Origin of the sequence: Niastella koreensis GR20-10 (genome assembly GCF_000246855.1) — a bacterium.
Taxonomy (GTDB): domain Bacteria; phylum Bacteroidota; class Bacteroidia; order Chitinophagales; family Chitinophagaceae; genus Niastella; species Niastella koreensis.
This window is the reverse complement of record NC_016609.1, coordinates 7,929,976-7,944,577: the sequence shown is the minus strand read 5'-3', so window position 1 is coordinate 7,944,577 and position 14,602 is coordinate 7,929,976. Positions and strand designations below refer to the sequence as shown.

Genomic DNA, 14,602 nt, shown 5'->3' with positions numbered 1-14,602 from the left:
TCATCCAAACGCAATAAAAAAGTTGCTTTGTTCGTTACTTTAGACGGCTTATTCTATTTATTTATAGTCAATTCAATACCAATGAAAAGTAATCTAATGTATTACGATGTACAAACGGCGAAAATTCATAAAACCATTTATCGCCCTTCTTCAAACATCATTCGATTTGTTAAAACTTTGTTAGCGGTAGTTATGTTAGGCGATTCTCCCATCAGCTCGCATTCTATTGGCAGAAGAAAATTCCACCACTAGTAGTTACCCATTAATAGAAACTGATCAATTATAACGAATAGCACTTACCTCTGAAACCACAATAGTATGTGCTAACCTCCCGGCTCCGTCGGGAGGATTTTTATTTTATATAGGTTCCTGAAAAGAAAAACCCTCCCGATGCATCGGGAGGGTTTCCTGTTTATTACCAATTAAACTTTATTGATTGCGTCCTCCGCCCTGCTGTGCAGGCATTGGCATACCGGGTACTCCCCCACCGCCGTACTGCTGGCGTTCCATTTGGCGCTCCATGCCACGGGGCATGCCTGGTACACCACGTTTTTGCGGACCACCTGCCCGGTTGAGGTTATAAGTAAAGGTGAGCATAAAGTACCGGCGTAATACGTTTGCCCGCGAATCCACAATAGAACCATCGGCGCCTATTGTACGGGTGATGCTTTGGTTCTGGTTCATGATGTCATTCACCGAAAATTTCAGTTCTCCGTTTTTCTTTTTAAACATCTCATAGGCCAGGCTGGCATTCCATAATGGTATCGACTGGTTGAAACCACTGGCGCGGCCGGTGTTTACATAATAATCAAAGTCGGAGGCCAGCACAAAACTTTTCAGGAACTGATAGCTCATATCAGCTGAATAGGTTTGGGTATAATATTCGTTGTTCAGGATCTTTTGTTGTGAATAGGACGCTTTATTATAAGCCACGCTGGCGTTCAACCCAACAATAAACGCGTCTTTAAGATTCAGGTTAATACCTGCCGTTTGAGTAACTACAAAAGTGTTGGTTACGTTTTGCTTTTGATACAGCACGTTCAGGTCGCGGTTATATGTAATCGAGTTGTTGAAATTCAGACTGCTTCCTTTCATCTTTCCCTTTAAAGGAATGCCAAATGTTACAAACGAAGAAGCGCTGTACGATCCATTCATGTTTATGGGAATAGTATAAGTAGCTCCATGCGGGATGGTAGAATCACTCAGGTGATATCTTTCTCTAACCGCTGTTGGCAGCGTATCTATGCTGTTTACGATCTTGTTGTGGGTATTGCTCAGGTTTATATTAACAGAAAGGAATTTGAAGGTCTGCGCATTGAATGTATTATAGTTGATATTCACGTTGTGCGCAAACTCCTGCCGCAAAGAAGGGTTACCGTTCGATACCGCCAGTACATTCGATACATCGGGCACCTCCTGTAACTGGTTAACCTGTGGCTGGTTGGTTCTTCCCCGGTAAAAGAACCGCAGGGTTTTCGACCGGCTGAACTGGTATTGAAAGTTCGCCGTAGGGAACAGGTTGGTGTACGTTTGTTTTATAGTGGTATCGCCATACAATGCGCGGGAGTTGAAATTATTCAATTCAGAACGTTCAACCGCTGCGCCAATTTGCCAGCTGTACATTTTATTTTGCACGCGGAAGTTGGCCCCGGCCCGGTGAGCGATGAAATCATTTTCCAGGTAGTTGGTCTGGCTCTTGTATACCGAGTCATATTTCAACGAAACCGAATCGTATGAAAAGGCATCCCGGTCGCTGGTTGAATGCCGGTTGGTATACGCATAGTTAAATTCCAGGATCTTGTTAAGGCCAATGGGCTCGGTATATGAAGCGCTGAGCACATTGTTCATCGACTTGGTTTTTTGTGTCGATCTGAAATCCTGGTTAATTACCCCGGTGAGGTTTTCATTAAAATCATACGTCCGCAATGGGGAGAAGGTAGTACCATTCCCATTACTGTTGTTGATGCTGTTGTTTATGCCAATAGTTAATGTACGGCCTGTTTTATGAAACCTGCGGCGATACAATAGGTTATTGTTCAGGTTTACCCCGTCGCGGATATTAGTGTTGTTATTTCTACCCTGGTTGGCTAAAAACTCCGGATGCTTTAAGGAAAATGCCCGGGTAAACAAGGTATCGTATGAGCTTGTTTCAGAATGTTGTACTACCAGGCTGGGAGTATACAACAGGGAGTTCATAGAGTCGATGTAATATTCAAACCGCAGGTTGAACCGGTGGTTCTGGTTCTTGTTGTTTGAATTCATATTCTCGGTCTGGTGCGAAACAGAGTCAGCTATAGTGCGTTGTGTAAGGCTTTCCTGTTCCTTAAGCGTATTGCTGTTTGAAAAGAAATAACTGCCGGTCACATCAACCTTGCCGCCCCATTTATCGGTATAGTTTATACCTACGTTGGTTGCTTTTGTAATACCGGTATTGTTGCTTCCAAAATTGCTGAAGCCTACACTCGGGCGATTACCACCACCATTATTACCGCCGCCGCGGTTACCTCCTCCACCGCCGCCGCTAAATCCACCTCCGCCGCCACCGCCGCCACTACCACCGCGTGATGATCCATAGCCACCCATCGTGCTAACGATGTCGTTAAAGGAGAAACTCGATTTGTTCAGGTTGTTTGATCCGCCCAGAACCGAAATACGGCGGTCATTATCAAAACGGTTGAACATGCCGCTTACAGTATAGCGGTCTTTATCGCCGATCCCTGCAGCAAAACGGCCAAAATAGCCTTTGCGTTTATCTTTTTTCAGTTTGATATTAATTGTTTTTGACCGGCTTCCATCATCAATACGAGTGAACTTGGCCTGGTCGCTCATATCATCATACACCTGTACCGATTCAATCATATCTGCCGTGATGTTCTTGGTAGCCATTTTTGGATCGGTGCCAAAGAACTCCTTGCCATCTACATATACTTTCTGGATATCTTCACCCTGTGCTTTTACGTTCCCGTCTTTATCTACCTGCACACCGGGCAACTTCTTCAACAGGTCTTCAGCGGTAGAGTTGGGTTTTGTTTTAAAGGCATCGGCCCTGAATTCAACCGTATCTTTTTTTACAACAATGGGCGGCGCTTCCACAATCACTTCCTGTAACATAGCATCCTTCCTGGTCATGTAAACAGTACCAAGCTGTACGTTGGCAGAATCGGCCTTTATACTGAATTTAATATACTTCGGGGTATAACCCTGGTAGCTGATCATTAAACGATAACTGCCTACAGGGATGTTTTTAAGTTTGAATTCACCCTTGGTATCCGCCAGGGTATACATTACAACCGATGTATCCGTTGCATGCAGCACGGTAACAGTAGCATCTGCCAGGTTATCAACAAACGAGCTATCGTATAACTTGCCCTGAATGGTGCCCGATTGGGTAAAACCAGCCATTGCAAATCCGATAACAAATAGGAACAGAGTAAAAAGCTTTTTCATGTATGGGTTTACTATTACTTACAGATAAAGGTTTTGACGACAGCCTGCCCAAAAACTTGTGTGAACAAAATAGGTGTCAAAAAGTTTTGGCGTCAGGATAACTTACCGGCGCATAAACGTTAAAAAATATGCCACGATTATACACGGTACGTGCATTATCGTGGCATTTTATCTTGTCCCGAAAGAAATCGTTTGAGTTACACTGTGAAAACCAGTTGTTTATTAGCTGAACAGGTATTCCACATCTTCGCGGGTAAGCGACTTAACAAAGCCTTCATCATCGGTGATAAGGTCTTTGGCTAACATGCGTTTTTTATCCTGCAGCTGCAATATCTTGTCCTCAATGGTGTCTTTACAGATCATGCGGTAAGCGAAGATATTCTTCGTTTGTCCAATACGATGCGTACGGTCAATGGCCTGTTGTTCAACCGCGGGGTTCCACCAGGGATCAACTATGTACACATAGTCGGCGGCTGTAAGGTTCAAACCCACCCCACCCGCTTTCAGCGAGATCAGGAACACCCGGCAGTTCTCATCGTTCTGGAAACGCTGAATGGCCCGTTCCCGGTCAATAGCCGATGTGCTGCCATCGAAGTATTCGAAATCAACCTCCAGCTCTTTCAGCTTTTCTTTGATCAACGCCAGCATTCCCAGGAACTGGGAGAACACCAGCGCTTTGTGGTTACTGACACCTTCCGTGATCTCACGGCCCAACTCTTCGAGTTTTATTGAATGATTGGGGAATTTCTCCGCTTCGTTCAGGATGGCTGGTGAATCACAGATCTGGCGCAGTTTCATTAAACCCTGCAAGATGGTTAATTGTGACCGTTGAATACCGTTCTGCTCGATGGTACCCATAATCTTATCGCGGAAATCGTTGCGGTAAGCATCATAAATAGCCATTTGTTCGCTTTCCATTTCGCAGAACAGGATGGTCTCAATTTTATCGGGCAGGTCTTTCGCCACCTGCTCTTTGGTACGGCGCAGGATGAAAGGATATAACAATTTGCGCAGGTGATCTTTGCGATCGGCCTCGCCGAATTTATCAATAGGTATAGCAAATTCCTGCCTGAAGAATTCCACACTGCCCAGCATGCCCGGGTTCAGGAAGTTCATTTGGGCAAAAATATCGAATGTATTATTCTGTAAAGGCGTACCACTTAAACAGATCCTGTTTTTCGATTGCAGCAAACAGGCTGCTTTGGTAACCTTACTGGTGGGGTTCTTGATCGCCTGCGATTCATCCAGCACCACATAATCGAATGGTACTTCAACCAGCAGTTTTATATCGCTGCGCAATGTACCATACGTGGTGATGATGATCTCGGCATTCATGAACTGCTCCTTCCCCCTTGTTCTTTCACCTCCATGGTGAATATAGTAAGTGAGGCTGGGCGTAAATTTCTTGATCTCATTCTCCCAGTTAAACATCAGTGTGGTAGGGCAAACTACCAATGCCCGTAATTTACCATGGCTGGTGCGATAATAGTTCAGGTACGATAATGCCTGTACGGTTTTACCAAGACCCATATCATCGGCCAGAATACCACCCCAGCCAATTTCACTGAGATAGTGCAACCAGTGATACCCGTGTTCCTGGTAAGGACGCAGAATGCTTTTCAAATGCTCAGGAAGCGGGATTTCTTTTATTTTGTTGAAGCTCTTCAGTTGTTCGTATTTCTCTTCCAGTTTCAATACCAGTTCTTCTTCGCTGCGATTGTCGTACAATTCGTCAATCACGCTCATGTGGTATTTCGACAGGCGCAACTGGTTTTGTTTGCCTTCCCCCACGCGGAACAGGAGCGAATACTTTTTGATCCACTCTTCCGGCAAAATACCCAGCGTACCATCGTTCAGTTGTACGAACTGCTGGCGGTTGGCCAATGCCTTCTTTACATCGGCAATGGTTACTTTCTGATCGCCGAATACAATATCAACCCGCGCATCGAACCAATCGGTATTGCTGCTGATGTGGATCTTCGTTTGCGGGCGTGCGGTATTAAAGCGGAAGTTCTTCAACGCATCAAAACCAAATACCGGGATCTTCAATTCCTTCATGGCGTCTACAAACAGGAAGAACCAGTTGTTCTTCAATACATCACTGCCTTTCAACGCCAGTTGCTGACCGCCTTCAGGGCGAATAAATCCTGAGTGCAGAGCTTCCAGCTTTTTTATAAACTGTAATTCTTTTTCTTTATTCCGGTGAACGATCACCACTTTTTCTGTATCGGGTATCACCAGTTCATCTTTACCGCCCGGTTTTGTTTCAAACCCTTTGTAAGAGAACAATGGCTGAAATACGAGGTAATCGCCTTTTTCCTGCAATACCACTCTTTTTTCAGGATCGCCGTCTTTAACTTCACTTACCAGGGTGCCATCAAAGTCAACATGGTAATCTTTTGTAAGCGGCAGCACCATTTTACGCAATTGTTCGGGCCAGTCGGCTTTTGAATACACCAGTTTTCCTTTACCATGAAACTGGGTTACCAGGCTTACGTCTTCCGGTTTATCCCACAAAAACAAATTGTCGTTATAAAAGAAAAGCAAACTGCTGTCTATGCCATTCTCGCTGATGTTCACCTGTTGGCCGTTCAACTTCACCCAACATTCAATTTCATAATTGTTTTTGCCGGCAATTACTTTAAAGAACGGGGTGATATAATCGGTTACAATACCAGCGGTATGCAGGTTCTCGGTTTTGAAAGGCTTTTTGCCATTAAGGTAAAATACAAACGGGTTGGCCGCTACTTCTGCAATCAGTTTTTTCAGTTTGGGATGCAGGTATTCTACCATTAATGCCTTGGTTTCTTCCGGCAGGTCGTCTTCTTCGTTGTGTACGATGTTTTCCCAAATGCCGCTGAAAGGCGAATTGCGGTTAAGGTACTTGGTTACCTCCGCTTCCTGCATTTTACGCAGCTGGGGTATCATTTGCCGGTCGCTCTCGCTGTATGCTTCCAGGTTCACAAACTTGGTCAGGTCCAGCTTTTCTATTTTACCGGTAAACTGTGTGGCTTCTTCATTCATTTCGCCACTGATGGCGTCCACTTCAAAACCGGGATAACTGTCGTGGTTGAAATTAAACACCACGCCTATACGTTGCGTGTATTTGGGGGTGTTATCCTGTACGTCCACGGCCTCTGTTTCATCAGCAACAGGCACTACAACTTCAACCGGCTTTGGTTTGGAGCGTGCTGCATCCTGCGGGGAAATGCGTTTGATGGAAGCATCCAGTACCCTTAAAAACGGCTTACCATCTTTATAGGTGAATTCAAACTTGCCCTCGAGGTTATCGCTTAACTGATAGCCATAGGCTTCCAGCAATTTATTTTTTTCTTTATCCCAGTTGCGAATGGTATCGAAGTAATAAGGGCCATACGCATTCAACAGTTGCAGAAAAACGATCACCTTGGGCAAACAAAGCGGATGCAGGGCATCTTCATAATTACAACTGGTATCAAAGTTTCTTTCTTCGTTCTTGCGTATTACCACTTTCCAGGGAGTGCCGTCGATGGTTACGGTGGCTTTCACCACTTCGTCCTGGGCATTTTCAATATTTGCCTTCTGGGTGCGTAAATATTTTTCTGCTTCGGTATAAGCTTCAGGCGAGCAGAGCAAACGTAATGTTTTGAGGTCGATGAATTTCATCTTCACAACAGTATGCTTCTGATCGTAATCAACTTTTTCCGTCTTCAGCATATTTTTATCCAGCATCTCCTGAAGCTGAATAAGCGCTGCTGCTTCGTGCCGGCAGATATCGCCTAAATTATAGGGACATGCACAACGTACCGAAAGGGTACGCGCATCCTTAAACTTCTGTATGTTTACTTTATAGTAGGTGGTGTAACTGTCGTCTTTCACCCTGAAGGTTACAGAATCAAGTAGTTCATCATAGTCCACCAGTTCAACATATCCAATGGCGTGTATTTTCTTTCCCCTCCGGATCACTTCGTCAGTTCCATTGGTATACACATACTTAATAAGATGAGGTAGTGCCATGCTAAATTTTAAATTTCCGTTGCCGCTGTACAAATCAATTTCCCCGTTTTAGGGGTGCAAAATCAAAAAAGGGCAATCTGCAAAAGTAAAGGAAAAAAGGTGAGGTTATAAAGAAAAAAACGATGTTAAACAAAATTAATATAGCCGTTTGAAAGTCGTTTATTTCAGAAATATCCGGTTAACAGTCATTTATAAACAGATTATAAAGTAATTTGTTGGCACATTATTTTGCCGCCGGTCGATCCCTCCCCTCGAAATCTGTTAAAATAGTATTATTTCCATCACCCGGCTTGAGGTTTTTCTTCGCCAGGGCGTTTTACAAATTGAGGATTTTATGACAAACAATTATTGGTACAGGCTTTGTCTAATGATACCTTTGTTTGCACCCAAGCCTGAAAAATTAGTACAATGAACCTGTACATGCGCTTATTGATCATTTTATTGCTCGCCTCGTTTTCTTCAGTTGGCCAGAAGTTGAAAAAAGCCGATAAAGTTATGATTACCAACCTGCAGGCACATGTTATGTACCTGGCGGATGACAAACTCGAAGGCAGAAGGGCCGGTACTAACGGCGAAAAACTGGCGCATGAATACATAAGCGATCAATTTCAAAAAGCCGGTCTTGAACCCAAGGGAGAACAGGGCTGGTTACAACCTTTTGAAATCTATGACGGTAAACAGATCAATGCGGCTACATTATTGTTTGTAAATGACCATGAGCTTAAATTAAACGACGAATACTTCCCGTTTGTATTTTGCCCCACATCCAGCATAGAAGCCGCTGTATCGCCTGCAGTGAAGGAAAAAGGCGTTCCCTGGTTCGATGACCTGAAAGACATTATTGAAGACAATAAGGAGAACCCGCATTTCGATCTTACGGCTGCAATAAAAACCATTGCCGGTAAAGCTGCCGAAAAGGGCGCTACTGCATTGTTTGTATATAACACATCCGGCATAGCCGACAACCTCAAATTCGATAGCAAAGACAATAGCAGCCCGGTGACCATCCCGGTTGTGTATTTAACCGCAAAAGCCTGCAAACAATTCCTGGCCGATGATAACGCCACATTGGACATTCGCCTTAAAACAGTGATTGGCGATAAAAAAAGGACCGGTCACAACGTGATCGGATTTATTAATAACGGCGCCCCCAATACGATTGTTTTTGGGGCGCATTACGATCACCTGGGTTATGGCGAAGATGGCAACTCCATGCTGCGCTCCGGTGAACGGCAGATCCATAATGGAGCCGATGACAATGCCAGCGGAACAGCTGCGTTGATTGAACTGGCCCGCTTGCTGAAGGCATCGAAAGACAAGAACAATAACTACGTGTTCATCGCTTTTTCGGGCGAAGAACTGGGGCTGTTTGGTTCAAAGTATTTCACCGAACACCCTACCATCGACCTGCAATCGGTAAACTTTATGGTGAATATGGATATGGTTGGCCGGTTAAATGACAGCACCAAAGCCATTACGGTTGGCGGTTATGGCACTTCTCCCACCTGGGGGCCGGTATTCACCACTCTAAGCAAACAAAAGTATTTTACTATTAAATACGACAGCAGCGGCATGGGCCCCAGCGATCATACTTCGTTTTATTTAAAGAACATTCCCGTGCTGTTCTTTTTCACCGGTTTACACAGCGATTACCACAAGCCTACCGATGATTACAACAAGATCAATTTCACCGGTGAGGCCTTTGTTGTAAAATACATTGAAAGCCTGGTTGATGTTACAAATACTAAAGGCAGGCTGGCGTTTCAGAAAACGCGCGAGCCCGCTATGTCAACCACTGCCCGGTTTAATGTTACGCTGGGCATTATGCCCGATTATACTTTTTCGGGCGGCGGGGTGCGCGTGGATGGCGTTACGGATGGACGGCCGGCACAAAAAGCAGGTATTCAAACCGGGGACATAATTGTACAATTGGGCAGCTTTGATACCAGCTCGCTCGAAACCTATATGCAGGCGTTATCAAAGTTCAATAAAGGCGATAAAACCACGGTAAAGTATAAAAGAGGACAGGAAATGAAAGAAGGTCCCGTTGAATTTTAAGTTTTATACCTTTATGCCAATATTATGGCATGAAACTTAAGCTCGACCTGGATGATTTGGCCAATGATTTTTTTGAGGATACCCGGTTGGCCGGTATTGTAGCACCCCTGAAAAGTTACCAGTTCTGCTGGCACCTGAATCATTTATTACATTTTGACTTCCGGATAAACAACGACATCGAGATCCAGCTGGCGAAAAAAAACCGCAACTATTATTTTTCAGTTTTTGAATACCGGGAACCCACCGGCAGCCTGGTACACTATTTATACAATAATCAGTACGATGGAGAGTACCTGTTACCCGAATTCAGACACCTGGATTTTCTGTGGCTGATGAAAGGCGATACGGTGGCGGATTCATTCTTTCAGCAGATCATTGGCTCGGTGAAGACGATTACGGGAGTACAGTTGGTGATGGAGTTAACGAATGAGAAGATTAAGAATAAAGGGCACTTGATTTTCTAGTTGACGGGTTAACAGGTTAACGTGTTGACAAGGGTTTAAAGTGAAGCGTTTTTGGTATACAGTGGCAGGTTGATAGAGTTGACGGAGTTGATAGCGTTGATAAAGGACGAATACCCAGAGCGAAGTCGAAGGGTCAGCGAAGAGACCGAGCGAAGTTGAGGGCTCGCTTTACTTTCGGATTTCATCCGCGTTGCGGCCTTTGCCCTTTGCCTTTTGCCCTTTCACCACTGCCTACTGAATCCCGATCACTATCGGGAGCCCACTGCCTTTAAAAACTAACAATATGTGGCAAGAACAAAACAACAAGCTCTACCAGAAGTTTACATTCAAGAACTTCTCCGAAGCATTTGCATTCATGACACGCGTGGCGCTGGAGGCTGAAAAGATGGATCATCATCCTATGTGGACCAACGTTTGGAACACAGTAGAGGTATGGTTAAGCACCCACGATGCCGGCGATGTGGTTACCGATAAAGACCATAAGCTGGCGAAGAAGATAGACGCTATTGTAAAATAGATGTACAATCTCCCCTCCATTGGAGGGGGTCGGGGGGGAGGCCAAAAAAGAAGGTTACAGGCACATATATAAAAAAAGCCACACCATTACCGGTGTGGCTTTTTAGTATGATGGGTGGCCGATGGACTTCAGCCGTTCATGCTTGCTAAGAACTCTTGGTTGTCTTTTGTACCACGCATACGTTTCAGCAATTCACTCATTGCTTCTTCCGTATTCATATCTGTAAGATACACACGTAACAGGTTCATGCGTTGCAGCACATCGCGTTCCAGCAACAGGTCATCGCGACGGGTAGAAGAGGCTACCAGGTCAATGGCCGGGAACACGCGTCTGTTGGCCAGGCGGCGGTCCAGCTGCAATTCCATGTTACCGGTACCCTTGAACTCTTCAAAGATCACCTCATCCATTTTAGAACCGGTATCTATCAATGCGGTGGCCAGTATGGTTAATGAACCGCCGTTCTCAATTTTACGGGCGGCGCCAAAGAATTGTTTAGGCTTTTGCATGGCGTTCGCTTCCACACCACCGGATAATACTTTACCTGATGCAGGCGCTACGGTGTTATGGGCGCGGGCCAAACGGGTGATAGAGTCTAACAGGATAACTACATCATGACCGCACTCTACCAGGCGTTTTGCTTTTTGCAGGGCAATGGTAGATACTTTCACGTGCTTTTCAGCTGGTTCGTCGAAAGTAGAAGCAATTACTTCAGCACGTACGCTGCGCTCCATATCGGTAACTTCCTCAGGACGCTCATCAACCAGTACCACCATCAGATAACATTCGGGGTGATTGGCTGCAATGGCGTTGGCCACTTCTTTCAGCAATACGGTTTTACCGGTTTTTGGCTGCGCCACAATCAATCCACGCTGACCCTTACCAATGGGCGTAAACAGATCCATGATGCGGGTGCTGTATTGATTGGGAACAGTGAACAGGTTCAGCTTCTCGAATGGGAACAGTGGGGTCAGGTAATCGAAAGGTACGCGGTCACGCACATCTTCCGGTTGTTTACCATTGATGGTTTCCACTTTCAGCAACGCGAAGTATTTCTCTCCTTCTTTGGGCGGACGAACAGCACCGAAGATGGTGTCACCTGTTTTTAAGCCGAATAATTTTATCTGGGAAGGAGAAACATAGATATCGTCTGGAGAAGAAAGGTAGTTGTAGTCTGAAGAGCGTAAGAAACCATATCCGTCGGGCATCATTTCCAAAACACCCTCTGCCATAATAACGCCGTCAAATTCAATGTTAAAGGCACTTTCACGGCGGTGGGGATATGATTTTTGTTGCTGATCTGCCGAAGGTTGCGGCTCTGACATTCGTTCGTGGTGTCCGTGATGCTGGTGTTGGTGAGAAACTATGGTGCCACCTTCTTCCTCATCATCGCCTTCCTCTTCATCATCATGCGGAGGCATTTCGTCATCCTCCTGGTCTTCATGATGATTATGTTCATCATGATCGTCATCCATCAGCACTGGTAAAATCGGGGTTGCTTCTTCCTCTTCTTCTTCCGGCTCTGGTTTCTTGCGACCCTTTTTCACTGGAATTGGCGCCGGAGCGGGCTTTTCTATTACTTTCTTTTTGGGCGCTTCCTTCTTCAGTTCCTTGCGCACTGGTTTATCATCACCACTTACTACATCTGCTTCTTCCGTTGCATTTGCAGTAGTGGTCTTTACTACTCTTTTACGTTTACCTTTATCATCGGCTGCACTACTCTTTACTGCACTTGCCATCACAGCCTGCTTATCTAGGATTTTATATACTAGCTCCTGTTTGTCTAATTTTTTTGCGTTGGGTATTTTTAACTGTTCGGCAATATCTAACAGTTCTGGAACGAGCATGTCGTTCAATTGCAAAATGTCATACATAAAATAACTTGTGAGTTAACACCTAATCAGACGAGCAAACTTTGTTCGTTGAAAATTCTGATGAAAAAAAATTGAAATGAGTTTTATATGCGTGGAATGAAATAACTGATGAGCTTTGTGAGTATCGGGTATGACTTATCAGCCCTATTCCAAACACAATAATACGCCAAATTTACAAAAAGCAAAAATTTTTGGGTCCGATCCCGCTTTTCTGTCACTTTTTTAGCCCCTATAGCGTACATTCAGGGCAATTGGGCTACCTTCTTACGGCTCCGGGTTCTGCTGTTTTTCACATTTTCTATCGCTGCGGCACCTAATAATGAAATGATCTACAACCAGGCTTAATGAGGATAATGCAAATCCAATTCCACCCCCATTTTGATTTGCAGCACAAATATTATAAAAAATAACTTACATAATGCTTAACCGGCTGCTTTTAACTGCTTTTTTTTACCAAAACTGGCATTATGTGTATAACTTATTGACCTGGAACAGGCAAGTAGCCTGGTTGGACTAAGTCACTTACACCTGCCGGACCAAAATTGTACTCGGGCCAGTTCAAAATGGCCTGTTTTTATAAAACCCTTACCGGAAGCCAGCTATTGTATGCTAAACACTTAACCATGATGGTTATTCAAAACCTCACTTTAACCACCAACAGGTATATACAAACGCACTATTTTACCGGGAAAGAACAAATCTGGGCGGGAGTGCTGAAAAGAAAGATCCCTGTGCAAATAACGCACAGGGATCTGAAATAGTTTATTAAAGGAAAGCTAAAGTTCAATTGGCAATAGTCAATAGCAATTGACAAGGGTTCGCGAATTGCGGGGTGTGCGACCATAGGCAAACTGGTGTAAAACAGGAAAGCTTTGCCTATTGTCTATTGCCAATTGTCTATTGTATTGTGTACTACCAGTTTACCATCTTCATAAAACGGCAGCACATTGGCAATATCGGGCGTAAGACAATAGCGGATATCCTTTTCCAGCCCAAAATTGGTAAGTCGCTGAAAGTGGGTGGCCTGTTTGTCTTTGATGAAACCATACATGTCGCTTTTGGCGTTCAGATACATGGTTTCTGCTATGCCCGAGCTGTCGCAGTTAATGTTGAAATGCTCTTTAACCTGGTGAATTACTGCACCGGCAAATAACATATCTTCCATATTCACGCGGTCTTTCCACGCAGCACAACCCAGCAGTACCGGCTGTTTTTGTTGAATAAGATAATCGCAAATGGCCGACAGGTTAGGGAACGATCCGGTTATTATGTGGCCTGCACCCCGCTCCAATGCCATATGCAACAGTTTAGTGCCATTGGTGGTAGTAAGCACCAGTGTTTTACCAGCGATAAATTCCTTTGAGTATTCAAAGGGTGAATTGCCATACTCCAGCCCCTCTGCTATTTTACCGTCGCGTTCACCGGCAGTGATGGCTTCAATTTTTTTACCCAGCTCAATGCACTTGGCTACACTGTCAACCGGGATAATGCATTTAGCGCCATTATACAATGCGGTAGCAATGGTTGATGTGGCGCGAAACACATCGATGATCACAACAATTGTATTATTAATATCGTACAAATCAAGTAAGGCAGGAGACAGAGATGTGTATAGAGTCGGTTTGTTGTTTGACATAATTCTAATAAACCGCAAAAGTAATTAATTCAATCGGCAATGGGCAATTAGCAATTGGCAAAAATTCCCTGCTTTACATTAGCCTGCCTGCAGTCGATCACTCCACAATTCGCGAGACCTTGTCTATTGTCTATTGCTTATTGTCTAAAACGTGTTTCCACTTACTGCTTTCCGCATATTCTTTTATCAGTTCGTTACGCTGTTCCAGCAGTTTTTCCAGGTAGCCCGAAAGGTAAACGCTACTGAAAAATCTTCCCAGTCCGCCAAAGGGCGCTTCAAACCTGAAAACATCGATCATCAGCGTGCCATTTTCAATTTCTTTGAAGTGGTGCTCATGTTTCATGCTTCTGAAATCGCCTTTTTTCATTTCATCGGTAAAAGAGAGTGGTCTTTGCATGGATGTGACCTTCACTTGCAACACCCGTGTTTTCATCAGGTGTTTGGCCTTCCAGGTTACCGTTTCATCCAGGTTTATCAAACCTGTGATGGTTCCGGCAACAGCTTCTTCGCGGTAATCGGTCATTGATTTTTTGTGCAGGTCAATGCTACGGCTCAGATCAAAAACCCTTTCAATAGGTGCGGCAATAAAGGTTGTTAAATGGATTGTAGGCAT

At 44.5% G+C, this 14,602-nt stretch carries 10 protein-coding genes; 5 read left to right on the top strand and 5 right to left on the bottom strand.

Annotated features, from left to right (window positions below):
- Positions 1–81: 81 nt before the first annotated feature.
- Entirely contained in the window at positions 82–252 is a 171-nt protein-coding gene (locus NIAKO_RS38840; protein ID WP_155966948.1) for a hypothetical protein, read from the top strand.
- A 177-nt stretch (positions 253–429) separates the two neighbouring features.
- On the opposite strand, the gene NIAKO_RS31670 is transcribed toward NIAKO_RS38840, so the two are convergent.
- Positions 430–3,447, bottom strand: coding sequence for an outer membrane beta-barrel protein (locus NIAKO_RS31670; RefSeq protein ID WP_014222570.1), 3,018 nt, complete (start codon positions 3,445–3,447; stop codon positions 430–432).
- A gap of 222 nt (positions 3,448–3,669) precedes the next feature.
- Positions 3,670–7,443, bottom strand: a complete 3,774-nt coding sequence (locus NIAKO_RS31665) for a DEAD/DEAH box helicase (protein WP_014222569.1) — start codon at positions 7,441–7,443, stop codon at positions 3,670–3,672.
- Between the two features lie 408 nt (positions 7,444–7,851).
- On the opposite strand from NIAKO_RS31665, the gene NIAKO_RS37380 reads away from it, so the two are divergent.
- The 3 genes from NIAKO_RS37380 to NIAKO_RS31650 all read left to right on the top strand — a co-directional run bounded on the left by NIAKO_RS37380 (position 7,852) and on the right by NIAKO_RS31650 (position 10,482).
- A complete protein-coding gene (locus tag NIAKO_RS37380; protein ID WP_014222568.1) occupies positions 7,852–9,501 on the top strand; it encodes a M20/M25/M40 family metallo-hydrolase in 1,650 nt (549 codons plus the stop codon).
- Positions 9,502–9,530: 29 nt separating this feature from the next.
- Positions 9,531–9,965, top strand: a complete 435-nt coding sequence (locus NIAKO_RS31655) for an IPExxxVDY family protein (RefSeq protein WP_014222567.1) — start codon at positions 9,531–9,533, stop codon at positions 9,963–9,965.
- Between the two features lie 283 nt (positions 9,966–10,248).
- Entirely contained in the window at positions 10,249–10,482 is a 234-nt protein-coding gene (locus NIAKO_RS31650; RefSeq protein ID WP_014222566.1) for a 4a-hydroxytetrahydrobiopterin dehydratase, read from the top strand.
- Between the two features lie 128 nt (positions 10,483–10,610).
- Here the strand turns inward: NIAKO_RS31650 and rho are convergent, their stop codons facing one another.
- Positions 10,611–12,353 (bottom strand): transcription termination factor Rho, encoded by a 1,743-nt coding sequence (rho, locus tag NIAKO_RS31645; protein WP_014222565.1) that lies wholly within the window; start codon positions 12,351–12,353, stop codon positions 10,611–10,613.
- 623 nt (positions 12,354–12,976) lie between these two features.
- On the opposite strand from rho, the gene NIAKO_RS31640 reads away from it, so the two are divergent.
- Positions 12,977–13,114, top strand: coding sequence for a hypothetical protein (locus NIAKO_RS31640; RefSeq protein WP_155966946.1), 138 nt, complete (start codon positions 12,977–12,979; stop codon positions 13,112–13,114).
- A 122-nt stretch (positions 13,115–13,236) separates the two neighbouring features.
- Here NIAKO_RS31640 and NIAKO_RS31635 read toward each other — a convergent pair whose 3' ends face one another.
- Together NIAKO_RS31635 and NIAKO_RS31630 are read right to left on the bottom strand one after the other, a co-directional pair.
- Positions 13,237–13,989, bottom strand: a complete 753-nt coding sequence (locus tag NIAKO_RS31635) for a 2-phosphosulfolactate phosphatase (RefSeq protein WP_014222564.1) — start codon at positions 13,987–13,989, stop codon at positions 13,237–13,239.
- A gap of 130 nt (positions 13,990–14,119) precedes the next feature.
- Complete coding sequence (locus tag NIAKO_RS31630; protein ID WP_014222563.1) at positions 14,120–14,602, bottom strand: SRPBCC family protein; 483 nt, start codon at positions 14,600–14,602, stop codon at positions 14,120–14,122.

Excerpts from the sequence above, each read along its gene's own strand:
- NIAKO_RS38840 (WP_155966948.1), top strand. The coding sequence starts at position 82 with ATGAAAAGTAATCTAATGTATTACGATGTACAAACGGCGAAAATTCAT.
- NIAKO_RS31670 (WP_014222570.1), bottom strand. The coding sequence starts at position 3,447 with ATGAAAAAGCTTTTTACTCTGTTCCTATTTGTTATCGGATTTGCAATG.
- NIAKO_RS31665 (WP_014222569.1), bottom strand. The coding sequence starts at position 7,443 with ATGGCACTACCTCATCTTATTAAGTATGTGTATACCAATGGAACTGAC.
- NIAKO_RS37380 (WP_014222568.1), top strand. The coding sequence starts at position 7,852 with ATGAACCTGTACATGCGCTTATTGATCATTTTATTGCTCGCCTCGTTT.
- NIAKO_RS31655 (WP_014222567.1), top strand. The coding sequence starts at position 9,531 with ATGAAACTTAAGCTCGACCTGGATGATTTGGCCAATGATTTTTTTGAG.
- NIAKO_RS31650 (WP_014222566.1), top strand. The coding sequence starts at position 10,249 with ATGTGGCAAGAACAAAACAACAAGCTCTACCAGAAGTTTACATTCAAG.
- rho (WP_014222565.1), bottom strand. The coding sequence starts at position 12,353 with ATGTATGACATTTTGCAATTGAACGACATGCTCGTTCCAGAACTGTTA.
- NIAKO_RS31640 (WP_155966946.1), top strand. The coding sequence starts at position 12,977 with ATGATGGTTATTCAAAACCTCACTTTAACCACCAACAGGTATATACAA.
- NIAKO_RS31635 (WP_014222564.1), bottom strand. The coding sequence starts at position 13,989 with ATGTCAAACAACAAACCGACTCTATACACATCTCTGTCTCCTGCCTTA.
- NIAKO_RS31630 (WP_014222563.1), bottom strand. The coding sequence starts at position 14,602 with ATGCCTACAATCCATTTAACAACCTTTATTGCCGCACCTATTGAAAGG.